23 protein-coding genes, 1 tRNA gene and 1 riboswitch are annotated in these 25,482 nt (G+C 72.7%); of the genes, 7 read left to right on the top strand and 17 right to left on the bottom strand.

What is annotated here, in order from left to right:
• Window positions 1-130: 130 nt before the first annotated feature.
• Together ABH937_RS21625 and ABH937_RS21620 are read right to left on the bottom strand one after the other, a co-directional pair.
• Window positions 131-463, bottom strand: coding sequence for a hypothetical protein (locus ABH937_RS21625; RefSeq protein WP_280687893.1), 333 nt, complete (start codon window positions 461-463; stop codon window positions 131-133).
• Window positions 464-994: 531 nt separating this feature from the next.
• Entirely contained in the window at window positions 995-2,395 is a 1,401-nt protein-coding gene (locus tag ABH937_RS21620; protein WP_370219140.1) for a cystathionine beta-synthase, read from the bottom strand.
• 224 nt (window positions 2,396-2,619) lie between these two features.
• Here ABH937_RS21620 and ABH937_RS21615 point away from each other — a divergent pair, with 224 nt between their 5' ends.
• From ABH937_RS21615 to ABH937_RS21605, 3 genes are all read left to right on the top strand, one after another.
• A complete protein-coding gene (locus ABH937_RS21615; protein WP_280687896.1) occupies window positions 2,620-3,681 on the top strand; it encodes an SGNH/GDSL hydrolase family protein in 1,062 nt (353 codons plus the stop codon).
• 48 nt (window positions 3,682-3,729) lie between these two features.
• On the top strand, window positions 3,730-4,950 hold the full coding sequence (locus tag ABH937_RS21610; protein WP_280687897.1) for an acetyl-CoA C-acetyltransferase: 1,221 nt from the start codon (window positions 3,730-3,732) through the stop codon (window positions 4,948-4,950).
• A 308-nt stretch (window positions 4,951-5,258) separates the two neighbouring features.
• Complete coding sequence (locus ABH937_RS21605) at window positions 5,259-6,194, top strand: hypothetical protein (RefSeq protein WP_280687899.1); 936 nt, start codon at window positions 5,259-5,261, stop codon at window positions 6,192-6,194.
• A 37-nt stretch (window positions 6,195-6,231) separates the two neighbouring features.
• Here ABH937_RS21605 and ABH937_RS21600 read toward each other — a convergent pair whose 3' ends face one another.
• From ABH937_RS21600 to ABH937_RS21590, 3 genes are all read right to left on the bottom strand, one after another.
• Complete coding sequence (locus ABH937_RS21600; protein ID WP_280687901.1) at window positions 6,232-6,606, bottom strand: hypothetical protein; 375 nt, start codon at window positions 6,604-6,606, stop codon at window positions 6,232-6,234.
• 76 nt (window positions 6,607-6,682) lie between these two features.
• A complete protein-coding gene (locus ABH937_RS21595) occupies window positions 6,683-7,486 on the bottom strand; it encodes a Bax inhibitor-1/YccA family protein (RefSeq protein ID WP_280687903.1) in 804 nt (267 codons plus the stop codon).
• Between the two features lie 136 nt (window positions 7,487-7,622).
• Window positions 7,623-7,707 (bottom strand) — tRNA-Leu (locus tag ABH937_RS21590).
• Between the two features lie 327 nt (window positions 7,708-8,034).
• On the opposite strand from ABH937_RS21590, the gene ABH937_RS21585 reads away from it, so the two are divergent.
• The gene (locus tag ABH937_RS21585; RefSeq protein WP_280687905.1) at window positions 8,035-8,802 is read left to right on the top strand and encodes an ABC transporter ATP-binding protein; all 768 of its coding nucleotides are present in this window, start codon (window positions 8,035-8,037) and stop codon (window positions 8,800-8,802) included.
• Window positions 8,803-9,121: 319 nt separating this feature from the next.
• On the opposite strand, the gene ABH937_RS21580 is transcribed toward ABH937_RS21585, so the two are convergent.
• From ABH937_RS21580 to ABH937_RS21550, 7 genes are all read right to left on the bottom strand, one after another.
• Window positions 9,122-10,495 carry an NAD(P)/FAD-dependent oxidoreductase gene (locus ABH937_RS21580; protein WP_280687907.1) on the bottom strand — a complete coding sequence of 458 codons (1,374 nt, stop codon included), beginning with the start codon at window positions 10,493-10,495 and terminating at the stop codon, window positions 9,122-9,124.
• 452 nt (window positions 10,496-10,947) lie between these two features.
• Entirely contained in the window at window positions 10,948-11,889 is a 942-nt protein-coding gene (locus ABH937_RS21575; protein ID WP_280687909.1) for a Ppx/GppA phosphatase family protein, read from the bottom strand.
• Complete coding sequence (locus ABH937_RS21570; RefSeq protein WP_280687910.1) at window positions 11,886-12,563, bottom strand: DUF501 domain-containing protein; 678 nt, start codon at window positions 12,561-12,563, stop codon at window positions 11,886-11,888. Before ABH937_RS21570 ends, ABH937_RS21575 begins: the two co-directional genes overlap by 4 nt.
• Before the next feature lie 28 nt (window positions 12,564-12,591).
• Complete coding sequence (locus tag ABH937_RS21565) at window positions 12,592-13,032, bottom strand: septum formation initiator family protein (protein ID WP_280687912.1); 441 nt, start codon at window positions 13,030-13,032, stop codon at window positions 12,592-12,594.
• A gap of 96 nt (window positions 13,033-13,128) precedes the next feature.
• On the bottom strand, window positions 13,129-14,415 hold the full coding sequence (gene eno / locus ABH937_RS21560) for a phosphopyruvate hydratase (RefSeq protein WP_280687914.1): 1,287 nt from the start codon (window positions 14,413-14,415) through the stop codon (window positions 13,129-13,131).
• Window positions 14,416-14,636: 221 nt separating this feature from the next.
• Complete coding sequence (locus ABH937_RS21555) at window positions 14,637-15,503, bottom strand: transglycosylase family protein (protein WP_370219139.1); 867 nt, start codon at window positions 15,501-15,503, stop codon at window positions 14,637-14,639.
• A 4-nt stretch (window positions 15,504-15,507) separates the two neighbouring features.
• A riboswitch (cyclic di-AMP (ydaO/yuaA leader) is annotated at window positions 15,508-15,656 on the bottom strand.
• Between the two features lie 229 nt (window positions 15,657-15,885).
• Window positions 15,886-17,160: a cytochrome P450 gene (locus ABH937_RS21550; RefSeq protein WP_370219138.1), complete on the bottom strand. Its 1,275-nt coding sequence runs from the start codon at window positions 17,158-17,160 to the stop codon at window positions 15,886-15,888.
• A 148-nt stretch (window positions 17,161-17,308) separates the two neighbouring features.
• Between ABH937_RS21550 and ABH937_RS21545 the strand changes: the two genes are divergently transcribed.
• Window positions 17,309-17,725, top strand: a complete 417-nt coding sequence (locus tag ABH937_RS21545) for a hypothetical protein (RefSeq protein ID WP_280687918.1) — start codon at window positions 17,309-17,311, stop codon at window positions 17,723-17,725.
• 21 nt (window positions 17,726-17,746) lie between these two features.
• Here the strand turns inward: ABH937_RS21545 and ABH937_RS21540 are convergent, their stop codons facing one another.
• From ABH937_RS21540 to ABH937_RS21525, 4 genes are all read right to left on the bottom strand, one after another.
• Window positions 17,747-18,775, bottom strand: coding sequence for a MazG family protein (locus tag ABH937_RS21540; RefSeq protein WP_280687920.1), 1,029 nt, complete (start codon window positions 18,773-18,775; stop codon window positions 17,747-17,749).
• 16 nt (window positions 18,776-18,791) lie between these two features.
• Window positions 18,792-19,460 carry a SurA N-terminal domain-containing protein gene (locus ABH937_RS21535; protein ID WP_370219137.1) on the bottom strand — a complete coding sequence of 223 codons (669 nt, stop codon included), beginning with the start codon at window positions 19,458-19,460 and terminating at the stop codon, window positions 18,792-18,794.
• Window positions 19,461-19,597: 137 nt separating this feature from the next.
• Window positions 19,598-21,331, bottom strand: coding sequence for a protein kinase (locus tag ABH937_RS21530; RefSeq protein ID WP_370219135.1), 1,734 nt, complete (start codon window positions 21,329-21,331; stop codon window positions 19,598-19,600).
• Window positions 21,328-21,816, bottom strand: coding sequence for a hypothetical protein (locus ABH937_RS21525; protein ID WP_370219134.1), 489 nt, complete (start codon window positions 21,814-21,816; stop codon window positions 21,328-21,330). Before ABH937_RS21525 ends, ABH937_RS21530 begins: the two co-directional genes overlap by 4 nt.
• Window positions 21,817-22,044: 228 nt before the next feature.
• Between ABH937_RS21525 and ABH937_RS21520 the strand changes: the two genes are divergently transcribed.
• Complete coding sequence (locus ABH937_RS21520) at window positions 22,045-22,434, top strand: VOC family protein (RefSeq protein WP_280687928.1); 390 nt, start codon at window positions 22,045-22,047, stop codon at window positions 22,432-22,434.
• 14 nt (window positions 22,435-22,448) lie between these two features.
• Here ABH937_RS21520 and ABH937_RS21515 read toward each other — a convergent pair whose 3' ends face one another.
• Entirely contained in the window at window positions 22,449-24,509 is a 2,061-nt protein-coding gene (locus ABH937_RS21515) for an N-6 DNA methylase (RefSeq protein WP_370219133.1), read from the bottom strand.
• A gap of 220 nt (window positions 24,510-24,729) precedes the next feature.
• Here ABH937_RS21515 and ABH937_RS21510 point away from each other — a divergent pair, with 220 nt between their 5' ends.
• Window positions 24,730-25,353 carry a DUF4352 domain-containing protein gene (locus ABH937_RS21510; RefSeq protein WP_370219132.1) on the top strand — a complete coding sequence of 208 codons (624 nt, stop codon included), beginning with the start codon at window positions 24,730-24,732 and terminating at the stop codon, window positions 25,351-25,353.
• Window positions 25,354-25,482: the final 129 nt, after the last annotated feature.

The following is a 25,482-nucleotide window of genomic DNA, read 5'->3' as shown; positions in this document are numbered from 1 at the left end:
CGACTCATTTCAGGGCGAACCGGTTCCCCCGAAGAGGATCAGATCGTATGAGATGACCCGAGAGTGCGCCAAAAATGGACATACCGCCCAACCGGCAAGCGGCGGGCGGTATGCGGGAAGCGACGGTGGGCTACTCGACCTCGAACTCGTAGCTGTCGTCCTCCGGGTCGAACGCGGTCTGCGCGGACTCCCAGGTGGCCTGGGTCAGTTCGATCCCGGGAACGTCGCCGAGCAGCGCGACCGGGTCGATGAAGTGGGCGAGCGAACCCGACGGGTCCACCTCGATCGCCTCGACGGACTGGGCGCGCTCCTCGTCGTCGAGGTACTCGTCGGCCTCGACCTGGGCGAGCGCGGCGGCCTTGAGGGCGCCCTCGTCGGTGATCTCGGCGATCAGCTCGATGCTGAGCCGGACGTAGCGAGGGGCGTCGGTGTCTTCGATGCTGGTGCCTTCGGTGCTGGTCATGGGGCGAGCGTAGGCGAGAACCGGGTCCGGAACCCAATGAGGGCGCGGACAGCGGAAGAACGACGAGGGCCGGCCCCGGGAAACCCGGGACCGGCCCTGCCGGTGCCCCGCCCAGCTCCCCCACCCGGGAGCCGCGGAGCCGCGCCACCGAGGGCGCGAGGTGCCGTGGGAGCCGCCACACCCTGCCTCCCCACCGAGACGCGGCAGAAGCAGGGGCGGGACGACGACGGCTCCCACGTGGAGCCCCTCCGACCCGCGGACGGGTCGGGAGGGAGACACAGTGCACCGGGTCAGGACCGGTCCGTGTGTCCGACGGCACGGCGATCGGGGAGCCGCTCCCGGTCGCCGCCGCCGTCACGTTCGGCGTCTTGCCGTGCTCACTACAGTGCCGCACGGGTGTTAACCGGTTGCTGCGTCCAGATGTCGCGGGTGTACCAACCGCGATCGCCAACGAACCATCAGGTAAACCGCGCCTCGGCTCGGCTCGGCTGACGGTGCGTCAATACATCGGTGCGTCAATACATCGGTGCGTCAGTGCGTGGAGCGCCCTGCCATGAAGGCGAGCAGGTCCTGGCGGGTCACGATGCCCTGCGGCTTGCCCTCCACCAGCACCACGACCGCGTCGTTCGCCTCCAGCACGCTCATCAGGCCGGTCACCGACTCGCCCGAGCCGACCACCGGCAGCGGCGCCGACATGTGCTGCTCCAACCGGTCGCTCAGCTGCGCACCACCGCTGAACAGCGCCGCCAGCAGGTCGCGCTCGGCCACCGAGCCGATCACCTCGCCGGCCATGATGTCCGGGTGCCCAGCACCCGGCGAGACCACCGGCATCTGCGAGACGCCGAAGTCGCGCAGCACCTGCACGGCCTCGCCGACCGTCTCGCCCGGGTGCATGTGGACGAACTGCGGGATGCCCTCGTGCTCGATGGCGTCCTTGCGGGCCAGCACCTCGCCGATGTGCGCCTCGTCCTCGGCGGTGGGCAGGAAGCCGTAGTCGGCCATCCAGTCGTCGTTGAAGATCTTCGACAGGTAGCCGCGGCCGCCGTCCGGCAGCAGCACCACGACCACGTCGTCCGGGCCCAGCCGCTTGGCGACCTCCAGCGCGGCCACCACGGCCATCCCGCAGGAGCCGCCGACCAGCAGGCCCTCCTCCTTGGCCAGGCGACGGGTCATCTGGAAGGAGTCCTTGTCGGAGACCGCCACGATCTCGTCGGCCACCGTGCGGTCGTAGGCGGTCGGCCAGAAGTCCTCGCCGACACCCTCGACCAGGTACGGGCGCCCGGTGCCGCCGGAGTAGACCGAGCCCTCCGGGTCGGCGCCGATCACCTGGACCGCGCCGCCCGAGGCGTCCTTCAGGTAGCGACCGGTGCCGGAGATGGTGCCGCCGGTGCCGACGCCCGCGACGAAGTGGGTGATCTTGCCGGCGGTCTGCTCCCACAGCTCGGGACCGGTGGAGTGGTAGTGCGAGGCCGGGTTCTCCGCGTTGGAGTACTGGTCCGGCTTCCAGGCGTTGGGGGTCTCGCGGACCAGGCGGTCGGAGACGTTGTAGTACGAGTCGGGGTGCTCGGGGGCCACCGCGGTCGGGCAGACCACCACCTCGGCGCCGTAGGCCCGGAGCGTGTTGATCTTGTCAGTGGACACCTTGTCCGGGCAGACGAAGATGCACTTGTAGCCCTTCTGCTGGGCCACGATCGCCAGGCCCACCCCGGTGTTGCCGCTGGTCGGCTCGACGATGGTGCCGCCGGGCTTGAGCGCGCCGGAGGCCTCCGCCGCCTCGATCATGCGCATCGCGATGCGGTCCTTGACCGAGCCACCCGGATTGAAGTACTCGACCTTCGCCAGCACGGTCGCGGAGATGCCCTCGGTAACCTTGGTGAGCTTCACCAGAGGGGTGTTTCCGACCAGCTCGATGATCGAATTGTGGTACCGCACGGGGGTCCTCCCGGTCGTTGGCCTTGGCAGTTCTTCGGTGCCTCAAGCCTATGGCTCCAGATGGCCGATGCCGCCCGATAGCGCGAAGGTGTCAAAGGGTATGGAGGCGATGGGTCCACGCGCTGTAAGAAGGGTGAAGTACCCACCAGCGGCGAGCCGCGCGTTAAGAGAGGACCGGCACCGCGTACCGCGGGTGACCGGACGGATGCGAAGGGGGTAGCCGGATGCCTGGGGCGCAGCATTCGAGGGCGCGGGTCGCCCGACGGATCGCCACCGCGGCGGCGTACGGCGGCGGCGGGCTCGGCCTGCTGGGGGCCGGACTGGCCGGAGTGCTGTTCACCGAGAGCCGGCTCGCGGTGCGCGCGGTCGGCCTGCTGGAGGGCGATCCGCCGAAGGCCGACGGCGTCTACGGGGAGGGGCTGGCCGACCACAGCGCCGAGCGGCAGGAGCCGCTGGTGCTGGCCTTCCTGGGCGACTCCACGGCGGTGGGCCTGGGGGTGCGGCGCAGCCGGGAGACCCCGGGCGCGCTGCTCGCCACCGGGCTGGCGGCGGTCGCCGAGCAGCGGGTGCGGCTGGTCAACGTGGCGGCCTCGGGCGCGCGTTCGGACGACCTGGCACGCCAGGTGCGGCTCGCACTGGTGCACCGGCCGCAGGTCGCGGTGATCATCATCGGCGCCAACGACGTCACCCGGCACACCCCGGCCGCCCAGGCCGTGCGACAACTCGGCGAGGCGGTCCGGGATCTGCGCACCCTCGGCTGCGAGGTGGTGGTCGGCACCTGCCCGGATCTGGGCACCATCAAGCCGGTGCGGCCGCCGCTGCGCTGGCTGGCCCGGCGGGTCAGCCGGCAACTGGCGGCGGCGCAGACCATCGCGGTGGTGGAAGCCGGTGGGCGGACCGTCTCGCTCGGCTCGCTGCTCGGGCCGGAGTTCGCGGCCAGACCCGAGATGTTCGCCTCCGACCGGTTCCACCCCTCCGCCCAGGGTTACGCCACCGCCGCGATGGCCGTGCTGCCCTCGCTCTGCGCCACCCTGGGGCTGTGGCCCGAGGCGGCCGAGCAGGAGCCGCCGGCCCGGCGCGAGGCGGTGCTGCCGGTGGCGGTGGCCGCGGCGACCGCGGCCGGGCAGTCGGGCACCGAGGTGGCCGCCACCGCGACCGGCGCCGGCGGCAAGCGCTGGGCGCTGGTCAAGCACCGGCTGCGGTTCGGCCTGCCGGAGGGCGCGCAGCCGCTGTCCGGCGAGTCGGCCAGCTCACAGCCGGGCACGGATGACGTACGCGCTACTTGAGAGTAACTTTCCTCTCCGTAGCAGCCGGACACACACCAGGGAGCCGTCATGCCCGAAGCCGTCATCGTCAGCGCCGCCCGTTCGCCGATCGGCCGCGCCTTCAAGGGCTCGCTCAAGGACGTCCGGCCGGACGACCTCACCGCCCAGATCATCGCCGCCGCGCTGGCCAAGGTCCCCGAGCTGGACCCGCGCCAGATCGACGACCTGATGCTCGGCTGCGGTCTGCCCGGCGGCGAGCAGGGCCACAACCTGGCCCGGATCATCGCGGTCCAGATGGGCATGGACTACCTGCCCGGCACCACCATCACCCGCTACTGCTCCTCCTCGCTGCAGACCACGCGGATGGCGCTGCACGCGATCAAGGCGGGCGAGGGCGACATCTTCATCTCGGCCGGCGTGGAGACCGTCTCGCGCTCGATCAACGGCAGCTCGGACGGGATGCCGAACACCCAGAACCCGCTCTTCGACGAGGCCGTCGCCCGCACCGCCAAGCGCGCCGCGGAGGGTGGCGGCCAGTGGCACGACCCGCGCGAGGACGGCCTGCTGCCGGACGCCTACATCGCGATGGGCCAGACCGCCGAGAACCTGGCCGCGCTCAAGGGCATCACCCGCGCCGACCAGGACGAGTTCGGCGTGCGCTCGCAGAACCTGGCCGAGGCCGCGATCAAGGCCGGCTTCTGGCAGCGCGAGATCACCCCGGTCACCACGCCGGACGGCACCGTGGTCTCGGCCGACGACGGCCCGCGCGCGGGCGTCACGCTGGAGGGCGTGCAGGGCCTCAAGCCGGTCTTCCGCCCCGACGGCACGGTCACGGCCGGCAACTGCTGCCCGCTGAACGACGGCGCCGCCGCGCTGGTCGTCATGTCCGACACCAAGGCGCGCGAGCTGGGCATCACGCCGCTGGCCCGGGTGGTCTCCACCGGCGTCTCGGCGCTCTCCCCCGAGATCATGGGGTACGGCCCGGTCGAGGCCTCCCGCCAGGCGCTGAAGCGGGCCGGGCTGACCATCGACGACATCGACCTGGTGGAGATCAACGAGGCCTTCGCGGCCCAGGTGATCCCCTCCTACCGGGACTTGGGCATCGACCTGGACAAGCTGAACGTGAACGGCGGCGCGATCGCGGTCGGCCACCCCTTCGGCATGACCGGCGCCCGGATCACCACCACGCTGATCAACTCCCTGCAGTGGCACGACAAGCAGTTCGGCCTGGAGACCATGTGCGTGGGTGGGGGGCAGGGCATGGCGATGGTGATCGAGCGACTGAGCTGAGGCCTGGGCTGCGCCGAGGACTTAACCCGAGGCCGTACCAAGCGGCGCCACCCGTTTGGCGTCACTGACGGTAATTGAGGGCCGGATCACACCACGAGGTGCGATCCGGCCCTCAACTCGTCTCCAGGCCCCCCGATTTCAACGCAGCGAAGTCGCCCAACCGCGCAGCGTACACCAGGGCACCCCAGAGATTTTTGGACAATGACGAACGTCACTGACATTTCGGACATCTTCCACTGCAGCACCACCCACCCATACGGCAGTGTGGAACCGTTCCCCTGTTCCACTCCGCGCGAGGAGTACGTTCCGTGAGCGCTGTGTACGTCGCCCTGCTGCTGGTCCTGATCTCCGTCTGCACTGCCGTGCTGCTCCAGGTGCGCGCCCTGCGCAAGCTGGCCGCCGACCGACCCGCCGGGTCGGGCGCGGTGGACGAGGACGCGATACGCCGTGCCGTCACCGAGGCGCTGGCGGCCGACCGCGAGCGGGAGATCAGCGAGGCCCGGGCATTCTGGGCCGAGCAGGAGGCCCGGGCGGCCGAGGACGACCCGCTGCTGGACGCCCCGTTCGGGGACGCCGCCGGGGAGCCGCTGGCCGGGCTGGGCGGTCTGGGCCCGGTGGAGAGCTGGCCGGTCTTCTTCCCCCGCCCGACCGGCCCGGAGGAGGCCGTGGACAACGCCGGCACCATGGACCCCTCGTTCGGCGAGGCCCTGCGCTCGGCGCTGGAGGACATGATCGGCGACAGCGGCCCGCTGCCGGGCCCGGTGGGCGGTGGTGCGCCGGGCGGCGAGGCCCACGAGGCCCGGGCGGCCCGCGAGGCGGACCTGCTGGCCACCGGACTCGACGCCGGACTGCTCGACCCCGATCCGACCGCCGCTGCCACCCCGGCGCCCGCGCCCGACCCGCGCCGGCACCCCTCGCACCCGGACTTCGTGCCCAGCCAGGCCCCGTCCCGCGAGTGGACCGACACCCGGCTGACCACGCTCGCCGAGGAGCGGATCGGGCTCACCGACGTGCGCCCGGGCCCGCTGGGCACCCTGGACGTGTACGCCTTCGCCGACGGCACCACGCTCTGCGTGGCCCCCGGCGACCGCGAGGCCGCCTACCGCCTGATCGACGCGGTCCGGGCCGGCGAGGACGTCCGGCTGCTCGGCGGCTCGCGCTTCTCCGGCTCGTACTCGCTGACCTTCTCGACCGACGAGGAGACGGTCTACGTCCTGGCCGACCGCGTGGTGGCCAGCATCTGACAGCCCGGCTCCGGATGGACCGCCTGCTGACCATCCGTCAGAGCGTCGCCTTCATCGTCGTCCGCACCGCCGCGACCGCCTCCGCCAGGAGTCCGGGCGCGGCGGTCGGCGTCTGTGCCAGCGCGGTGACCAGGTCGTGGCCGGCCACCGAGAGCTGATCGCCGACCGCGAAGACCCCGGCGTCCGGGATCTCGCGCGGCCGCGCGCCCGCGCCCTCGCCCTCCTCGACCAGCTGCGCCCAGTGCGCGAGTTGCCGGGCCAGCGCCAGCCCCGCCGTCGCCCGCGAGGGGTGGCCCGCGACCTTGCCGAGCAGGTAGCTCTGCGGCATCGCGCGGAAACGGTCCGCCAGCTGGTCCAGCACCGTGACCAACTCGTCCAGGCCGTCCGGCCCGTGCAGCCCGTCTTCACCCATGCCGCGAGCCTAGTGCCCCGCCGACGGCCGCTCCGGCGCCGGCCCCCGGCCCCGCTCCGGCCCCTGCCGCCAGTCGTCAGTCGTCGCCCCGCAGGATCGCGATCAGCCGCAGCAGCTCCAGGTAGATCCAGACCAGCGAGAGGGTCAGCCCGAAGGCCGCCCGCCACGACTCGCGGCGCGGTGCACCGGCGCCGATCGCCCGCTCCACCGCCGCGAAGTCCAGCGACAGGAAGAAGGCACCGACGCCCACCCCGACCAGCCCGACCACGATGCCCAACGGCCCGGAGTCCAGCCCCAGCGAGGCGCCGAGGAGCGAGGCCACCAGGTTCACCGCCAGCAGCAGCACGAAGCCCAGCGCGATGGCCAGCCCGACCCGGGTGTACCGGGCGGTGACCTTGATCCAGCCGCTCCGGTAGGCGATCAGCATGCCCGCGAAGACGGCGGCCGTGCCCAGCACCGCCTGGATCGCGATGCCCGGCCAGATGGCGTTGAAGGCCTTGGTGAGCGCCCCCAGGAAGAAGCCCTCCAGGCCCGCGTAGAGCAGCACCAGCGCCGGATTGACGCTCCGCCGGAAGCTGACCACCAGACCCACCACGAAGGCCGCCAGCGCGGCCAGGCCGGCGATCGCGAAGCTCGCGGTCCCCAGCGCGAACCAGGCCACCGCCCCGGCGGCCACCACCGTGAGCAGGGTCAGCGCGGTGCGGGCGACCACGTCGTCCATGGTCATCCGGCCGGTGCTGCGCGGGCCGGCGGCCGGCGCCCGGTACAGCTGCTCCAGTTCCTCGACGGTGCTGGGCTGTTGCTGCCCGCCGAACCCCGCGTATCCGGTGTCGCGGCCGAACGACCCCTCCCGCGAGAAGACCGGGTTGCTGCTCCTCATGATCTTCCTCCCAGGGCGGCGCGGCGCCGCCCGCAGGGGCCATGGTAATGCGTTGGTAAAGGAAACGCGGGAGGCCCGTACAACGGACAGCGCCCCGCCTCCCGAAGAGGTGGGGCGCTGTGACGTGCGCTGATGCTGGTGCCCGGAGCCGGACTCGAACCGGCACGGCCTCGCGGCCAAGCAGTTTTAAGCTGCCCGTGTCTGCGTTCCACCATCCGGGCGGGGGACCGCTGAGCCCGTGTGCGAGCCACCCCTGAGCCTAGTCGTCCCGATCCCCCTCGCGCATGTTCCTTGGCGGGGAAGTTGTCATGTTTCCTTGCCATCTGACGAACTGTCCGCAATTCGGCCAGCGCAACCACAGGATCCGGCCAGCGGGGGTCGTGTCATCCCGCAGGAGGAGGCGGAGCGCCCCGGCTAAGCCTGCGGGCCCCCCGGTCAACCGTCCGCCGGGGCGACGAAACCGGCGCCGGCACCGGCGAGCATGAAGGGACATATCGCACCGAACCGCCGTGCCCCAGCCGGCCGACGGCCGACCCCCAGGAGCACCCGTGACCACGACGACCGCCGTGCGAACCGGCCGGGCCGCCGCCCGAGCCGTCCGACTGAGCAAGGTGTACGGCTCCGGTGAAACCCGCGTGGTGGCACTGGACGAGGTCGATGTCGAGTTCCGGCAGGGCGAGTTCACCGCGATCATGGGCCCCTCGGGCTCCGGCAAGTCCACCCTGATGCACTGCATGGCCGGGCTCGACTCGGTCAGCTCCGGCTCGGCCACGATCGGCGAGACCGAGCTGGTCGGCCTGCGGGACAAGCAGTTGACCCAGCTGCGCCGGGACAAGATCGGCTTCATCTTCCAGGCCTTCAACCTGCTCCCCACGCTCAACGCGCTGGAGAACATCACGCTGCCGATGGACATCGCCGGCCGCAAGGTCGACGAGGCCTGGCTGGACGCGGTGGTGGAGACCGTGGGCCTGTCGGGCCGGCTGACGCACCGCCCCTCCCAGCTCTCCGGCGGCCAGCAGCAGCGGGTGGCCTGCGCCCGCGCGCTGGCCAGCCGCCCGGAGATCGTCTTCGCCGACGAGCCCACCGGCAACCTCGACTCCCGCTCCGGCGCGGAGATCCTCTCCTTCCTGCGCAACTCGGTGCGCGAACTGGGCCAGACCGTGGTGATGGTGACCCACGACCCGGTGGCCGCCTCCTACGCGGAGCGGGTCGTCTTCCTCGCCGACGGCCGGATCGTCGACGAGCTGGCCGACCCCACCGCCGACGCCGTCCTGGACCGGATGCGTCGTTTCGACGCCAAGGGCCGCACCAAGTGATCCCGACCCGGCCGTGAACGACCGGGGCTGGAGGCAGGACCGCTTGGCGGCGGGACCGCCTGACGGCCCGTCAGTGCGGCGGGCAGCAAGAAGGCCCCGGCCGGTGGTCCTCGCCACCGGCCGGGGCCTTCTCGCGGTCCTGCTTGTCCTGCTCGTCTTGCGTTTCGTACCCCGCCCGGTCGCACGGCCGGCTGAGCACCACGGAGGTCGTGGTCCGGCGACACTGCCGGGCGGAGGGCCTCCGACTCACACCCCGGCTCCCTGCCGCCGGGGTCAGTCGCTTACTGCTGCGCTTGCGTACCGCGCCTACGTGCTGTGCCTACTTGCTGGCGAGCGCCTTGTCGGCCTTCTCGGCCTCGGCGGGCACGGCCGGCGCGGGGACGGCGACGGTGACCTCCTGGAAGGCACCGAACGGCTTCTCCATCTCCGAGAGGCCGACCGTCTCGCGCTTGAGGAACATCGCGAGGGTCCAGTCGGTGAAGACCCGGACCTTGCGGTTCATGGTCGGCACCCGGCTGCCGTGGTACAGGCGGTGGAACCACCAGGCCGGACGGCCCTTCAGCTTGTACTTGCCGAAGAGGATCGCCACACCCTTGTGCAGGCCCAGACCGGCGACCGCACCGAGGTTCTTGTGCTTGTACTCCTTCTGCGGGAAGCCCCGCATGCCGGAGATCACGTTGTCGCCGAGCGCCACGGCCTGGCGCACCGCGTGCTGGGCGTTCGGCGGGCACCAGGCACCCTCGCCGGCGGCCAGGTCCGGCACCTGCGAGTTGTCGCCGGCCGACCAGACGTTGTCGAAGCCCTGGACCTGCAGCGTGGGAGCGGTGTCGACGTGGCCGCGCGGGCCCAGCGGCAGGCCGAAGTTGGCCACCACCGGGTTGGGCTTGACGCCCGCGGTCCACACGATGGTGGAGGCGTCGGCCTCGACGCCGTTCTTCAGCACCACGTGCTGGTCGACGCAGGAGTCCATCGAGGTCTCGATGTAGATCTCGATGGCGCGCTCTTCGAGCTTCTCCTTGGTCCACAGACCGAGGTCCGGGCCCATCTCCGGGAGGATCCGGTTGGCCGCCTCGACCAGGATGAAGCGCATGTCGTCGCGGCTGACGGTCTTGTAGAGCTTCGCCGCGTCGCGGGCCATGTCCTCGACCTCGGCGATGGTCTCGACGCCGGCGAAGCCGCCGCCGATGACCACGAAGGTGAGGGCCTTGCGGCGGATCTCCGGGTCCGTGGTGGACTCGGCCTTGTCCAGCTGCGCCATGACGTGGTTGCGGAGGCTGATCGCCTCCTCGACCGTCTTCATGCCGATGCCGTGCTCGGCCAGGCCGGGGATCGGGAAGGTGCGGGAGACCGAGCCGGTGGCCACGACCAGGTAGTCGAAGGTCAGCTCGTAGCTGTCGCCGGCCAGCGGCGCGATGGTGGCGACCTTGCGGGCGTGGTCCACAGCGGTCACGTGACCGGTGAGCACCTCAGCCTTCTTCAGGGCGCTGCGCAGCGGGGCGACGAGGTTGCGAGGCGCGACGTTGCCGCCGGCCGCCTCGGGAAGGAAGGGCAGGTACGTCATGTACGACCGCGGGTCGACGACCGTGACGGTCGCCTCCCCGTAACGCATCTTCTTGAGGATGCGCATCGCGGCATACAGGCCGACGTAACCACCGCCGACAATGAGGATGCGAGGACGCTCCGTGGTGCTCATATCGGAAAGTATCCAGCACCCCTTGGAGCACCCTGCGTGAGGCCCGTCACAAGGGTCTGGACAGCCTCTGCTACACTGCCCGGCCACAGTTGGGGGCTTGAGGATCGGTCAAGCGGTGCCCGGCGGGCTCGTGCGGAGGTTTGGGCTCCGGAAGCCCGGTTGAGCAGCAACGATCCGGCTGCCCACCAGGTTCCCGAGCACTGTTTCGATTGCACCGGCGGACCCGGAGCTCCACCTGGGATCCATCGGGCCGGCGCCACCGGCGACCTTCACTCTCGCAATCCGGACGAAGTGCCCCGCGGACCGAGCCGAAAGTCCTATTCTCCATGTGAAGAAATTCACGAACTTTCTCGCGGGACCCGGCGCGGCCACCGCTCCGGGCGGCCCGCCGGGTGTCCGCAAGGGGGTCCGACAGGTGGACGCGAGGCGTCCGCGAGCCGGCCGACGGACCCTCAGACCGCCACGCTCCAGGCGATCCCGTCCAGGATGTCGTGCTCGCTGACCACCAGCTCGCCGGCTCCGGTCCGCTCCATGATCGCGAGCAGCACCAGCGCGCCGGCCCCGATCACGTCGACCCGGCCCGGGTGCATCACCGGGATCGCGGCCCGTTCGGCGTGGGTGGCCGCGAGCAGCCGCTCGGTCACCTCGCGGACCTGCGCCAGCGAGAGCCGGGAGTGGTGCACGGCGGTGGAGTCGTACGCCGGCAGGCCGAGCGCGATGGCGGCCACCGTGGTGACCGTGCCGGCCAGGCCGACCAGCGAGGCCGCCTCGGACAACGGGACCACCTCGGCGGCCTGGTCCAGCGCCGCCTCGACGTCCACCCTGGCCGCCGCGATCTGCGCGGCCGTCGGCACCTCGGAGCCGGCGAAGTGCCGCTCGGTCAGCCGCACGCAGCCGATGTCCACCGAGCGGGCCGCCTGCACCCGCTCGCCGCCCAGCACGAACTCGGTCGAGCCGCCGCCCAGGTCGAAGACCAGGTAGGGGGCGGGCACAGCGGTGCCGGTCAGCTCCTTGGTGGCGCCGGTGAAGGAGAGCTGGGCCTCCTCGTCGCCGCTGACCACCTCGGGCTCGACGCCCAGGATCTCCCGCACGCCCTTGGTGAACTCCGCGCTGTTCTCGGCATCCCGGGAGGCGCTGGTGGCCACGAAGCGGGTCCGCTCGGGGCCCACCCCGTACGAGGCGATCACCGCGGCGTACTCGCGGCAGGCGGCGAAGGTGCGCTCCAGCGCCTCGGGGGCCAGCCGCCCGGTGCGGTCCACGTCCTGGCCGAGCCGGACGATCAGCATCCGGCGGTCCAGGTCGCTGATCTCGCCGGTCGTCGGGTCGAGGTCGGCGATCAGCAGGCGGATCGAGTTGGTGCCGCAGTCGACGGCGGCGACCCGGGTGGCGGTCACTTGGCGCCCTCTTCCCGCTGCTCGTCCGGCTGCGCTTCGTGCTGGTCGTCCTGCTGGTCGGCCTGGCGCTTGGCCGCCCGCTCGGCGGTCTTGCGCTCCTTGGCGGCGATCACCGCCGCGTGGTCCTCGGCCTCGGCGCGCTGGGCGACCAGCGCCTCGATCCCGTCCGCGACCTGCTGCTCGCTCACGCAGGCGCCCTTGCGCCACCACTCGGGCAGCATCGCCAGCGCCTCGTCACCCAGCGGGTTGACGCCGGGCCCGGCCGCCAGCGAGTGGCCGACCAGCACGTGCAGGCACTTCACCCGGTCCGGCATCCCGCCGGCCGAGGGGAAACCTTCCAGCACCTCGATGGCGTCGCGGCGGGCGATGTAGTCCTCGTGCGCCTTCTGGTACGCGGCGGCCAGCTCCGGGTCCTCGGCGAGCCGGGCGGTCTGCTCCTTCATCACCCCGTCCGCCTCCAGCGTGCCGATCAGCGAGGCGGCCTTGGGGCAGGTCAGGTAGTACAGGGTGGGGAACGGGGTGCCGTCGGGCAACCGCGGGGCGGTCTCCACCACATCCGGGTTGCCGCACGGGCAGCGGTGCGCCACCGCCCGGGTGCCGCGCGGGACGCGGCCGAGCTGGGCCGCGACGGCGGCCAGGTCGCGGTCGGCGACCGGCTGGTTCTCAAGTGTCATGTCGGGTCTTCTTCACGGGGCGGGCTTCTCACGGAGCGGGGGCGGGAGCGGGGGTGGCGGCGGCCGCGTCCACCGAGTCCCAGACGGTGGCGTACCAGGGCTTGGCCGCCTGCGCGGCGGCCTGCGCGGAGCCACGGCCCGAGGCTTGGGAGGAGGCGGCCGAGGGGGTGGGGTCGACCGAGACGAAGGGGGTCTCACCGGGCATCGCGTAGTGCAACCGCTCGCGGGCCTGGGCCTTCACGAACTCCGGGTCCTGCCAGCGGGCCAGCTCGGTGGTCAACTGCTCGACCTGCCGGCGGGCCTGCTCGGCCTTGACCCGCTGGGCGCTGATCTGGTCGCGCTGGTTGATGAACTGCCGGGTCGGATAGGCGAGGATCGCCACCAGCGAGCAGAGCACCAGGACCAGCACGGTGGCCCGGCTGGTGAACCGCGGCCGGCCGCCCAGACCCGGGATCTTCCAGCCTGCCATCTCCTGACCCCTCCCAGTCGCGCCGATACCCCGGCATCCACCCTACGGGGTGCACACCGGGGCATCGGTCAGGCTGGCTGTCGGCCCTCGCGGGGGTCAGTCCGCGACGCGGAACCGGGGGAAGGCGGCGCGGCCCGCGTACTCGGCGGCGTCGTCGAGGATCTCCTCGATGCGCAGCAGCTGGTTGTACTTGGCGACGCGCTCGGAGCGGGCCGGGGCACCGGTCTTGATCTGGCCGCAGTTGGTGGCGACGGCCAGGTCGGCGATGGTGACGTCCTCGGTCTCACCGGAGCGGTGCGACATCATGCAGCGGTAGCCGTTGCGCTGGGCCAGCTCGACGGCGTCCAGGGTCTCGGTCAGCGAGCCGATCTGGTTCACCTTCACCAGCAGCGCGTTGGCGGTGCCGGTCTCGATGCCACGGGCCAGGCGCTCCGGGTTGGTGACGAACAGGTCGTCACCGACCAGCTGGACCTTGGCGCCCAGCTTGTCCGTCATGGCCTTCCAGCCGTCCCAGTCCGACTCGTCCAGCGGGTCCTCGATGGAGACCAGCGGGTAGTTCTCGACCAGGTCGGCGTAGTACTCGATCAGCTCGGCGGCGGTCAGCGCCTTGCCCTCGAACTGGTAGGCGCCGTCCTTGTAGAACTCGGAGGCGGCCACGTCCAGGGCCAGCGCGACGTCCTTGCCGGGCACGTAGCCGGCCTTCTTGATCGCCTCGGTGATCAGGTCCAGCGCCTCGCGGTTGCTGTCCAGGTTCGGCGCGAAGCCGCCCTCGTCGCCCAGGCCGGTGGACAGGCCGCGCTCCTTCAGCACGCCCTTGAGCGTGTGGTAGACCTCGACGCCCCAGCGCACGGCCTCGGAGAAGGACTCCGCGCCGATCGGCGCGATCATGAACTCCTGGATGTCGACGTTGGAGTCGGCGTGCGAGCCACCGTTGAGGATGTTCATCATCGGGACCGGCAGCACGTGCGCGTTCGGACCGCCGAGGTAGCGGAACAGCGGCAGGTCGCTGGCCTCGGAGGCGGCGTGCGCGACGGCCAGCGAGACGCCGAGGATCGCGTTGGCGCCGAGCGAGGACTTGTCCGGGGTGGCGTCCAGGTCGAGCATCGCCTGGTCGATCAGCCGCTGCTCGGTGGCGTCGTAGCCGACCAGCTCCGGGCCGATCTGCTCGATCACGGCGAGGACGGCCTTCTCGACGCCCTTGCCGAAGTAGCGGTTCTTGTCACCGTCACGCAGCTCCAGCGCCTCGAAGGCACCCGTCGAGGCGCCGGACGGGACAGCGGCACGACCGGTGCTGCCGTCGTCGAGGCCGACCTCGACCTCGACCGTGGGGTTGCCGCGCGAGTCGAGAATCTCACGGGCTACGACGACATCAATGGACGGCACGAGGCATCTCCTAGACGGAAGCGGTCCTGCGGACGTGGGTAGGGAGTCGTTACGACCAGAGCCTAACCGCACCGGCCACCGCGACGACCCGGACCTGCCTCCCGTCTCACGGTGTGGCTCGGCTACCTGCCGGTAGTTCACCTGAATGCGTGTCGGTGGTCGTTTCGCGAGCCGCTCGCGCGGGGCCGCATCGGCGCGGCCCCGCGCGGGCTGTCGGCCGGTCAGCCGAGGTGCAGCAGCTGGCCGGGCATGATCAGGTCCGGATTCCCGCCCACCGTCTGCTGGTTGGCCTGGTAGAGCTGCTGCCAGCCGCCGGTCTGGTGCTGGGCCTGGGCGATCATCGAGAGGGTGTCGCCGGCCCGCACCGTGTAGTCGTGACCGGAGCCGCTCGGCGCGGCGGCCGGTGCCTGGGCCGGGACCTGGATCGGGGCCTGGATCGGTGCCTGGGCCGGGGCCTGAGCGGGCACCGGGGCGGGCATGTTCCGGTCGTACACGCTCTGGTGGCTGGTCCAGTACCACCCGCCGTCGCTCTGGTACCAGTAGACCTGACCCTTCGCGTCCCAGCCGGCCTTGCCGGGGAAGGCCGGGGCGGTGGACTGCGGCACCTGCTGGGGCTGCGCCCGCTGGGCCTGCGGAGCCGGCGTCTGAGGCCGCGTCTGCTGCCGGCTCGGGGCGACCGGCGCACTGGCGTCCAGCGCGGCTGCGGCGCCGCCCTGGGCCAGGCCCGCCTTGACCGAACAGACCGGCCAGGCGCCGGGACCCTGGTCGGCCAGCACCTTCTCGGCGACCGAGATCTGCTGCGCCCTGGTGGCCTGGTTGGCCTGCGACGCGTACTGGGTGCCGCCGTACGCGGCCCAGGTGGAGGAGGTGAACTGCAGACCGCCGTAGAAGCCGTTGCCCGTGTTGATGCTCCAGTTGTTGGTGCTCTCGCAGTTGGCGACCTTGTCCCAGACCGTGACCGGGGCGGCATGCGCGGCGGTCGCGGTGAGCAGCGGCACCGCCAGACCCGCACCGGCCACGCCGGCCACGGCGATCGCCCGCTCGGTCTGGGTACGACGACGATGACGGCCATTGCCCTTGAGCAGCATGAACTGTCCCTCTCCGCACGCCTGCGAGGTGAGCTGTCGGGTTCGGGCCCGTGAGGTCGGCCCGGCCGCTGACGCGGCTTCACCCCTAGCCGTGGGAGACGGCAGAAAATCCTGGGTCCCCCGCCCCTGCCCCGAGGTAGGTCGGCGTCCCGACGGCGCGGTGGGCAGGACTCGGCGTACCGCACGCGGGGTTCGCAGCTGCGAACTCCTGGGAGGGTAGGCAGATTGACGGACCAATCACAAGCTCATATCGCATACATCACACGAGAATTACGACGCCGTCAGATCGTCCACTAACCGATCAGGTTTGTCCGCATTGATGCGTATTCAGATCGTGCCTGCCGGAACACTTCCGACACGCCGTCAGACATCCGACACGCCGTCAGGAGCTGCCGGTCGAGGATTCCGGTGTGAAAGAAACCGGCAGTTCGCGCAGCCCACGCATGATCAGACCGCCCCGCCAGCGCAGTTCCGCCGGCTCGCCGGCGAACTCGATGTCGGGCAGCCGGGTCAGCAGGGTGGCCAGCGCCGCCTGCCCCTCCAGCCGGGCCAGCGGAGCGCCGATGCAGTAGTGGATGCCGTGCCCGAAGCCGAGGTGCGGGTTGTCCTTGCGGGCCAGGTCCAGGGTGTCGGGTCGACCGAACCTGGCCGGGTCGCGATCGGCCGCGGCCAGCACCACCAGCACCGGATCGCCGACCGGGATGTCCACCCCGCCGATGCTCAGCGGCGCGGTGGCGAACCGCCAGGTCGCCAGCTCCACCGGACCGTCGTAGCGGAGCAGTTCCTCGACGGCGGTGGTCAGCAGCTCGCGCTCGCCGCGCCGCACCGACTCCTGCAGGCGGGCGCGCTGCTCGGGATGGTTCATCAACGTGTACATGCCGTTGCCGATGAGGTTGACGGTGGTCTCGAAACCGGCGAAGAGCAGGATGAAGGCCATCGCGGCGGCCTCGTTCTCGCTCAGGTGCTCACCGTGGTCGCTGGCCCTGATCAGCCCCGAGATCAGGTCCTCACCCGGCTCGGCCCGCTTGCGGTGGATCAACTCCGCCAGGTAGGACCGCATCCGCTTGACCGCGCGGGCCACCCCGCCGCGCGGGCCGCCGCCGTGTCGGATCATCATGCCGGCCCAGTCGCGGAAGTCGTCCTGGTCCTCGGCCGGCACCCCGAGCAGGTCGCAGATCGCGTAGATCGGCAGCGGGAAGGCGAACTCGTGGATCAGGTCGGCCGAGCCGCGCGCCGCGAAGCCGGAGATCAACCGGTCCGTCAGCTGCTGCACCCGGGGTTCGAACTCGGCCACAGTGCGCGGGGTGAAGGCCTTGGAGACCAGGCGGCGCAGCCGGGTGTGGTCGGGCGGGTCGATGTTCAGCAAGTGGGTCATCAGGTCGGCCTGCCGCTCCCCCGGGATGCCGACCCGTCCGGTGCGATGTGCCTGCTCACTGTGGTGGGCCGGGTTCTTGGAGAGCCGGGCGTCGGCCAGTGCCTGCCGGGCGTCCGCGTACCGGGTCACCAACCAGGCGTCAACCCCGCTCGGCAGGGTAGTCCGATGCACCGGGGCGTGCTCCCGCAACCAGGCGTACGCCGGGTACGGGTCGGCGGCGAACTCCCAGGTGAACAGGGGTGGTGCGGGCGGCAACGGGATGGCATCGGGCTGGTCCGGCATGTCTTGACGGTATCCCGTCCCCAGGAGGAGTGAGCCTGGTCACCTGACGGGTAATCCCTGTTGCGGAGGGTCAGGAGAAGCCTACGATCCTCCGATACGTGGTTGGCGGGCGTTGCAGTGCGGCGGCGCCCCCAGGGAGGAGCAGGCCATGCGAGTAGCCGGGGCAGTGGTGGTCATCGCGGTACTCAGCGGCGGCGACGGCGACGGGCCGGCCCGCCGCTTCGCCGCGGCGGGCGCCGCCGGCCTGCTGATCGCCGACCCGCGGACCGGGGTGGCCGAGGACCTGGCCGCCGCCATGGACCGGATCGGCTGCCCGGTGATCGGGGTCAGCTCCGACATCCACCAGCCCAGCGACATCGCCGCCCTGGTCGACACCACCGAGAAGCACCTGGGCCCGATCGACCTGTTCTGCGTGAGCGGCCCCGACGGCGAGCGGATCGTCGCGATGGCCGAGCTGCCCGGCCAGCTGCACCGCCTCGCCGAGCTGCTGGACCCGCTGGGCGAGGCGATCGGCGCGGTCGTCCCGCCGCAGCGCCAGGTGCACGCCCACCAGCAGCCCGCCTGACGGCCCGCCCTGGCCCGGCTCCTAGTCGGCGGCCAGCCCCTCGGCTGCCCGCACCGCCGCCCGATAGCCGCGCGCGGCCGCCCGCAGCGCCGCGTCCGGGTCCACCTTCGCGTCGTGCGCGCGCTGCACCACCGCGAGCAGCAGCGCGCCGGCCGTCTCCTCGGTCAGCTCGGCCGGCAGCGCGTACGGCGCGTCGGGAACGCCGGTGAAGCCCGCCCGGCGGACCCGGGAGACCAGCTTCGCCGCCAACGCCAGAGCCGGCAGCCCCGCCGGCACGCCGTCCAGCACCGACTCCCGGTGCTGCTTCTCGGCGGCCTTCAGCTCCTCCCAGTTGGCCTCCACCTGGTCGGTGGTGGCGGCGTCGGAGTCCCCGAAGACGTGCGGGTGGCGGTACATCAGCTTCTCGACGATCGCCCCGGCCACCTCGTCGATGGAGAACGGGTCCTCGGGGTCCTCCTCGGCGATCCGGGAGTGGAAGAAGACCTGGAGCAGCACGTCGCCCAGCTCCTCGCGCAGCGTCTCGCGGTCGCCCTCCTCGATCGCCTCGACCAGCTCGTAGGCCTCCTCGACCAGGTACTTCACCAGGCTGGCGTGGGTCTGCTCGGCGTCCCACGGGCAGCCGCCGGGCGAGCGCAGCCGGTCCATCACCGCGACCAGGTCGAGCAGCCGGGCGCCGGGCAGGTCGTAGGAGCCGGGCAGCAGCTCGATCTCCGGCGCCCGACCCGCCGCCTCGACCGCGATCCGGGCCAGCGCGTCGGTCAGCCCGGGGTCGCCGTCCGGGCTGCCCAGGAAGAGCACCGGGGCGCGCTCGACCAGGGTGCGGGCCAGCGCCGGGGCACTGTCGCGGGCCACCAGCTCGACCGCCACCCGCGCCTGGGCGAGCGCGGGCAGCTGGGGGTGCGCCGGGTCGGCGGCCAGCACCAGGGGCGCTGCCCGCAGCGCCTCCCAGGCGGGCCAGCTGAGCAGGCCGGGGGCGACCCGGTGGGTGGTGGTGAGCAGGGTCAGCTTGGGGGTGTCGGCGCTGTTCGGGGTGTCCGTGTTGGTCTCCACCCCTCGAACCTACCGCTCAGGCGGCGGCGCCCGACTGCGGCAGCCAGTCCTCGCTCGGGCTGTCCAGCACCGCCTGCTGCGCGTCCCAGCTGCCGTAACGCGGGTTGACCGTCACCTTCAGCTGGGCGGCGGCCTCGGCCAGCAGTTGGTGCACCGTCTTGTTGCCGTCCGTGGTGCCGATCTGCCGCCCGCCCAGCGCGGCCAGCTTCTGCAGGCCGATCTGCTCGCGGTGGAAGTTGTCGATCTCCCGGGCCGGCACCGCGTGCTTGAGCAGCAGCATCTGCTCCAGCCCCGCCTCGCCGCCCCAGGCCTGCGCCTGGTCGGACCGCGCCTGGGCGACCTCGGTGTCGCTGACGGTCAGCCGGTGCTCGGCCAGCGCCTGCGCGACCACCTCACTGAAGATCATCCCGGAGACGGTCGCCCCCACCAGCCCCGCCTGCTCCTGGTACTGCCCGCTCGGCAGCCGGGCCGCCTGCGCCCGGAACTCGGCCACCCGGGCCTGCACCGCCGCCTCGGTGATCCGGTCGGGGCCGACCACCGCCGCCGCCCCGGCCTGCAGCGGCCGCCCCCCACAGGCGGTCAGCAGGGCGGCCGCGAGCAGCACACCGACCGCGGGCAGCACCCGGCGCGGCCCGGGGCGGGCGGGGGCGGCGGGGGTACGGCGAAGGCAGTGGCTGCGGATCACGCGGGGCCTCCCGGGCGGGGCTGCGGTGGCGACTGACTCCTGACGGGACACGACAATAGAGAGCCGGGGCGGCCAGCGCGGACATGTTGCACCGAATGAGTGAGCGTCGGCAGGTCGAGCTGATGGATCATCAGTTCTTAGGCGCGGTACGGGTTCCAGGCCGACGCCTGCGGCGCCGGCGGATGGGTCGGCCAGCTACCGGTCCGCGGGTCCAGCGGCGGGAGCGACGGGAGCGACGACGGGGACGCCGCAGCCGCGGGCAGCGCCGGCTGGGGGCCGGTGCGGCGATGGTGCTGCAGCTGGTCCAGGTGCTGGCGCAGCCGCTGGACGTCCGGGTGGTGCGGCCCGAGCCGCGGCTCGCGGTCGAAGAGCAGCGCAAGCAGCCACTCCCAGGCGCCCTCGGCGTCCCCCGACCCCGCGAGCAGCAGGCCGATCCGCTCACGCAGGTCGAAGCAGCGGGCCGGGTCGGCGTCCTGACCCGAGGTCAGCCTGGCCGTGTGGTCCGCCAGCAGCGCGCGGTACTCCGCCAACGCCTCCGGCGCCCGGCCCAGTTGCTCCAGGCAGGCAGCCGCCTTCCGGCGGTGCTCCAGCGCCTGCTCCGCCTGCGGCCCGTCCTGCGCCGTCGCGGCGGCGGCCAGCAACTGGTACTCGGGCAGCGCCGCGCGGTACTGCCCCTCCTGGAGCAGCGTCCGGGCGTAGATCGTGCGCAACGTGCGGACCAGCGGCGCCCCGTCGCCGTGCGCGGCCCGGGCCAGCGGGAGCAGCCGGGCGGCGAGGTCGATCACCTCGGCGTACCGCTGCGCGGCCAGCAGGTCGGAGACCTGGCCGCAGGCGGCGACCAGGTCGGTGGGCGCCGGCTGCGTGGCCGGGGGAGACGGGGACGACGAGGACACCAGCGGCGGCGCGGGCAGTGTGGTGGCGGCCCCGGGCAGCGGCTGCTGCGGGTAGCGGAACGGCCCGGTCGGGTCGGGCGCCGGACCGTACCCGGGGTGGGCGCCCGCCTCCGGCGCCGGCAGCAGTGGACGCAGCCGCCGGTACACCGTCTGCGCGTCGGCGGGCCGCGCGGCGGGCGGCTTGGCCAGCAGCTCCAGCACCAGCGCCTCCAACTCGGCAGGCACTTCGGGCCGCAGCCGCCGCAGTGGCACCGGCGCGTCGTCCACCTGGCGGCGCAGCACCCCGAGCGCGGTCGGCGCCCGGAACGGCTCCTCGCCGGCGAGCATCTCGTGCAGCAGGCAGCCGAGCGCGTACAGGTCGCTGCGCGCGTCCACCGCCCCGGAGAGCGCCTGCTCGGGCGCCATGTAGGAGGGGCTGCCGATCGGCACGCCGGTCAGGGTGAGCCGGGTGTGTTCGCCGTCCAGCGCGGTGGCGATGCCCAGGTCCAGGACCACCACCCGGCCGTCCGGACGGACCATCACATTGCTCGGCTTCAGGTCCCGGTGCACCACCGGAACGGCGTGCACCACCGAGAGCGCCGCGCAGATCTGGGCGGCCACCGCCACCGCCCAGGCGATCGGGAACCGGCCCTCCTCGGCGATCAGATCGCCCAGCCCGGCCCCGGGCAGCCGCTGCATCACCAGGTAGAGCTCGCCCGCGTCCTCGCCCGCGTCGAAGACGGTGACCAGTCCGGGGTGGTCGAGACCGGCGGTGATCCGGCACTCCCGCAGGAACCGCCGTCGCAGTTCGGCCCGCCGTTCCTCGACCTCCTCGGGACCGTCCCCGGCGAGCAGCGCCTCGGTGCGCAGCAGCTTCACCGCCACCCGGCGGTCCAGCCGCTCGTCGTAGCCGGCCCAGACCTGGCCCATGCCACCGTGCCCGATCTTCTCCGCCAACCGGTAGCGGCCGCCGATCACCCGACTGCTGTGCGCACTCACCGCCCGCCGTCCTCGGCCTGCCGGCGCAGCAGTTCGCCGAGTTGCCGCAACTCGTCAACGGGGGCGGGGGCCTGGGCGCTCGGCGGCTGGTACACCGGGGGCTGGGGCGCGGGCGGCCAGGCGACGGGCGGCGCCACCGGCACTCGGACCTGACGGTCCATCAGCAGGAAGTGCGTCGGCGCCGCGAAGACCAGCAGTGCCATGGTGCCCTCACCGAGCCCGTTGACCACCGCCGCGTGCTTGTCCGCTCCCCCGATCACCGCGCACACCAGCATCAGCAGCGACAGCGCCGTGAACACCACGGCTCCCACCACATCCACCCGCCGCTTGCGCCGCGCCGCCAGTGCCACCGCGGGCACGAACCCGAGCAGCCCCGCCGTCAGCACCGCCACCAGACAGAGAAGGACCTTCGCGCCCACCCCGAACGGCCCCTTCGCCGCTGTCGGCACCACCGGCCCGAACTGCCCGGGAAACTGGCCAGCCATGCGTCTCCGTCCCCGCGCGATGAGTGCCCTCGATGATCATCGCCAACGGTACCGCCCACGCCCCACGCGCCGCCGGGCATACCGGGAACCGCGACCGCTCCGTGACCAGCACCGGCCCACCTCCCGAGCCGCTCGGCGTGTTGGCGGGTCGGACGGCGGCCGCCTCCGGATCATCGGACTCAGCGACGCGCGCCGTCCCGGCGGGCGACCGAGGACAAGGAACCAGCCGTGTTCGACACCAGCAAGGCCTTCAGCAGCTTCTCCGTGAACGACCTCGACAAGGCCAAGCACTTCTACGGCGAGATCCTGGGACTGCGGGTCTCCGACCTGACCATGGAGCGGCAGTACCGGCTGCTGCGGCTGCACCTGTCCGGCGGCGGCGAGGTGCTCGTCTACCCGAAGGACGACCACACCCCGGCGTCGTTCACCGTCCTCAACTTCCCGGTGGCGGACGTCGAGCAGGCCGTCGACGAGTTGGCCGGGCGCGGCGTGCGGTTCGAGCGGTATCCCGGGCTGGCGGCGGACGAGAAGGGGATCTTCCGGGGCGGCGGCCCGCACATCGCGTGGTTCACCGACCCGGCGGGTAACGTCCTCTCGGTGCTGCAGCAGGACAAGTAGCCCGACCCCGCCGGTCAGCCCACCTTCAGCCCGCCGTCCGCCAGGCCGTCCGTCAGGCCCTGGGCCAACTGCCGCCCCAGCTCCTCGGCCTGGCGCAGGCCGGCCGCGAAGGCGGCGGTCCGCCCGAAGGCCTCGCCCAGCGCGCGCTGGGCTTCGAGCGGGAGCCTGGGCACCTGGACCCGCCGGACGTCGAGGCGGGAGGTGGTGGAGGCGTGGGTGCTGGCGGAGCGGGCGGCGGCGGTGGAGCGCAGGCGGCCGGCCAGGAACTCGGGGTCGAGCAGGGCCGGGTCGGGGCGCAGCAGGTGCAGGCGGGCGCCGAGGGCGGCGCCGTCGGCCGGGTCGCCGGGGTGCACGACCAGCGCGGCGCCACTGCCGAGGGCCGGGACCAGGACGTCGCCGGGGCGGGCGAACAGCGCGGTGGCGTCGGCCAGCGCGGCGCTCGGGCCGCGTCCGGTCGCCAGGTCCTGGTCGGTCAGCACGGGGGTGGCCGACGGGTCCTCGGCGAGGGGCCGGGTGGCCGGTCCGGTGCCGGAGGAGAGGACCTCCAGGGCGCCGCCGCGGGCGAGTTCGCCGATCGTGGTCAGCGGTGTGCCGGGACGCTCGCCGGCCGCCGAGACGGCGGGCAGTGCCTGGTCCAACTCGGCCAGCGAGGACAGGAGTTCGCCGAGCCGGCCGCGCAGCCCGGTGAGCGCGTCGGTGCCGCCTGCCGCGGCCGGCGGCGGCAGGTGGCGGGCGGGGGCCAGATCGGTGTCGTCGTCGAGCAGTTCGATCGAGTCCAGCACCCGGTAGACGCCTGGGCGATCCGCCACGGTGGCACCGCCGTCGAAGGCCTGCCATCCTTCCAGCACGGTGCGGTGCAGGGTCGGCCAGTCGAACTGCCCGGGCTGCGTGGCGGTGGCGTCCAGCAGCAGCAACCGGCGGGCGGGCGCGGTCTCCTGGGGGTCGGGGCGGCGCAGCAGCCAGAGCTGCAGCGGCACTCCGTAGGGTGGCGCGGCGCCGGCCGGCAACGCGACGACCGCGCGCAGCGCGCCGGTGCGCAGGAGTTCCGCGCGCAGCCGGCGCCCGGAACGGCGGGAGGCGACGGTGGGCGGCAGCAGCAGGGCGGTCAGGCCGCCGGGGCGGGTGTGCGCCAGGCAGTGCAGCAGCCAGGCGAGTTCGGACTCGCCCCGGGGCGGCACCTGGTCGAAGAGCCAGCGCGGGTCGTAGCGCAACTCCTCGTAGCCCCAGTCCCGTTCGTTGTAGGGCGGGCGGCAGAGCACGGCGTCGGCGAGCAGTTCGGGCCAGGCGTCGGCCCGTAGCGCGTCACCGGCGCGCAGCCGCAGCGGCAGCGGTCCTGGCGCGGCGGCGGGCGCGGCCAGGGCCAGCCGGAGCAGGGCGATGCCGGCGGCCACCGGGTCGCGGTCCTGGCCGTGCCGGACGGCGCCGGCGGGCGCGGCCAGCAACAGCGAGCCGAGCCCGCAGCAGGGGTCGAGGACACTGGCCGCCTCGCCCGCCAGCGCGAGCAGCAGGGCGGCCGCCTCGGGCGGCAGCTGACCCGGCTGCCGGGCGCCGGCCAGCAGCGCCTCGAACACGGCGGCGGGCGTCTGCTCGGCGGCCAGCCGGGCGAGCAGGCGGCAGAGTTCGAGCTGCGTGCTGCCGTAGAGCGTGGGCAGGTCCGCCAGCGCGCCCGCCGCCGGGTCGAGCGTCTCGGCGAGCAGTCGCGCCACCGCCCGGGGCAGCGCGAGGGCCAGCCGGGTGTCGGATTCAGCGGCCAGCTCCACCCACGTCTCGGGGGCCCGGTGCAGCAGCAGCAGGAAGGCACCGGCCGGCAGCAGCGGGGCGTTCGGGTGGCCGGCCGGGTCGCGCAGTGCGTCCAACTGCCGGCGGCAGCGCTCCAGTAGCGGCAGCTCGGCGATCTTGCCCTGGCGGCGCAGCCACTCCTCGATCTGGGGGAGCGCGAAGGTGGGGCTGCTCTCGCTGCCACCGACGGGCTGCGGGAAGTCGGCGTGCCGCTTGCGCCAGTTGCTCACCGCCGCTCGCCCGACCCCGGCCAGCCGGGCGATCTCGACGGCGGTCACCTCGGGGGTCGGCGGCATCGGGCGGCTCCTCCATGGACGGCGGCTGTGACCACTCAGCATAGCCAGACGGGACAGGGATCCCTGTTCACGCGTGAACAGATCAGTTCTGTATTTCCCTGTTGACGATGTTCACAGCAGTCTGGTCTGATGGAGCCATCGCCGAACGGGGCGAACAGCAAGACCCAGAACCAGCAAGACCCAGCACGCCCAAGACCCAGTCGAAGCAAGGGAATCCGCCATGCGCACCTCCGCCACCGCCCGCCGCCGCTCCACCACCACCGCGCTGCTCGCCGGCGGCGCCCTGCTCGCCCTCGCCACCACCGCCTGCGGGCCGACCGCCACCACCTCGGTCTCCACCAAGCCCGTGCGGTCCACGGCCGCGACCGCCGCGACCGGCGTGGGCACCCCGGGCGCCCCGAGCGCCGCGGCCGGCAAGACCCCCACGGTCGCCAAGGTCGGCGACGCCATCGCGCTCAAGGGCATGGACAAGGGCGCCTCGGACGACGTGAGCGTGGTCAAGGTGGTCGACAACGTGCAGAGCACCGACGGCATCAGCAAGCCCGCCGACGGCAAGCGCTGGATCGCCGTGCAGTTCCAGATCAAGGACAGCGGCAGCACCGCCTACAGCGACTCCCCCGAGAACGGCACGACCGTGGTGGACGACAAGGGCCAGTCCTACAACTCGGTGATCGCCGACACCGGCGCGGGCCAGAGCTTCCCCGTCCCGCTGAACATCGCCCCCGGCGACACCGCGCTCGGCTACATCACCTTCGAGGTCCCCACCGACGCCAAGATCGTCAAGGCCCAGTTCACCCTGGACAGCGGCTTCGCGGACCAGACCGGCCAGTGGAAGCTCAACTGACCTCCCGGCACGGTGCGCCGGGGCGGCAACGACGAAGCGGCGGATGGCACCGAGCCACCCGCCGGGGGGGGGGGGGCCCCCCCCCCCCCCCGGGGGGGGGGGGGCGGGGGGGGGCGGGGGGGCGGCGGC

Origin of the sequence: Kitasatospora sp. GAS1066B (assembly GCF_041262605.1) — a bacterium.
Lineage (GTDB): Bacteria > Actinomycetota > Actinomycetes > Streptomycetales > Streptomycetaceae > Kitasatospora.
Note: the sequence above shows the minus strand (reverse complement) of the source record. Positions and strands in the feature narration are given on the sequence as shown.

What these genes read in the sequence shown, in the direction of transcription:
- ABH937_RS21615 (WP_280687896.1), top strand. Translation starts at nt 2,620, where the DNA reads ATGCCTGGGGCGCAGCATTCGAGGGCGCGGGTCGCCCGACGGATCGCC.
- ABH937_RS21550 (WP_370219138.1), bottom strand. Translation starts at nt 17,160, where the DNA reads ATGCCGGACCAGCCCGATGCCATCCCGTTGCCGCCCGCACCACCCCTG.
- ABH937_RS21515 (WP_370219133.1), bottom strand. Translation starts at nt 24,509, where the DNA reads ATGCCGCCGACCCCCGAGGTGACCGCCGTCGAGATCGCCCGGCTGGCC.
- ABH937_RS21545 (WP_280687918.1), top strand. Translation starts at nt 17,309, where the DNA reads ATGCGAGTAGCCGGGGCAGTGGTGGTCATCGCGGTACTCAGCGGCGGC.
- ABH937_RS21570 (WP_280687910.1), bottom strand. Translation starts at nt 12,563, where the DNA reads ATGACACTTGAGAACCAGCCGGTCGCCGACCGCGACCTGGCCGCCGTC.
- ABH937_RS21525 (WP_370219134.1), bottom strand. Translation starts at nt 21,816, where the DNA reads ATGGCTGGCCAGTTTCCCGGGCAGTTCGGGCCGGTGGTGCCGACAGCG.
- ABH937_RS21610 (WP_280687897.1), top strand. Translation starts at nt 3,730, where the DNA reads ATGCCCGAAGCCGTCATCGTCAGCGCCGCCCGTTCGCCGATCGGCCGC.
- ABH937_RS21625 (WP_280687893.1), bottom strand. Translation starts at nt 463, where the DNA reads ATGACCAGCACCGAAGGCACCAGCATCGAAGACACCGACGCCCCTCGC.
- ABH937_RS21595 (WP_280687903.1), bottom strand. Translation starts at nt 7,486, where the DNA reads ATGAGGAGCAGCAACCCGGTCTTCTCGCGGGAGGGGTCGTTCGGCCGC.
- ABH937_RS21580 (WP_280687907.1), bottom strand. Translation starts at nt 10,495, where the DNA reads ATGAGCACCACGGAGCGTCCTCGCATCCTCATTGTCGGCGGTGGTTAC.
- ABH937_RS21600 (WP_280687901.1), bottom strand. Translation starts at nt 6,606, where the DNA reads ATGGGTGAAGACGGGCTGCACGGGCCGGACGGCCTGGACGAGTTGGTC.
- ABH937_RS21555 (WP_370219139.1), bottom strand. Translation starts at nt 15,503, where the DNA reads ATGCTGCTCAAGGGCAATGGCCGTCATCGTCGTCGTACCCAGACCGAG.
- ABH937_RS21510 (WP_370219132.1), top strand. Translation starts at nt 24,730, where the DNA reads ATGCGCACCTCCGCCACCGCCCGCCGCCGCTCCACCACCACCGCGCTG.
- ABH937_RS21565 (WP_280687912.1), bottom strand. Translation starts at nt 13,032, where the DNA reads ATGGCAGGCTGGAAGATCCCGGGTCTGGGCGGCCGGCCGCGGTTCACC.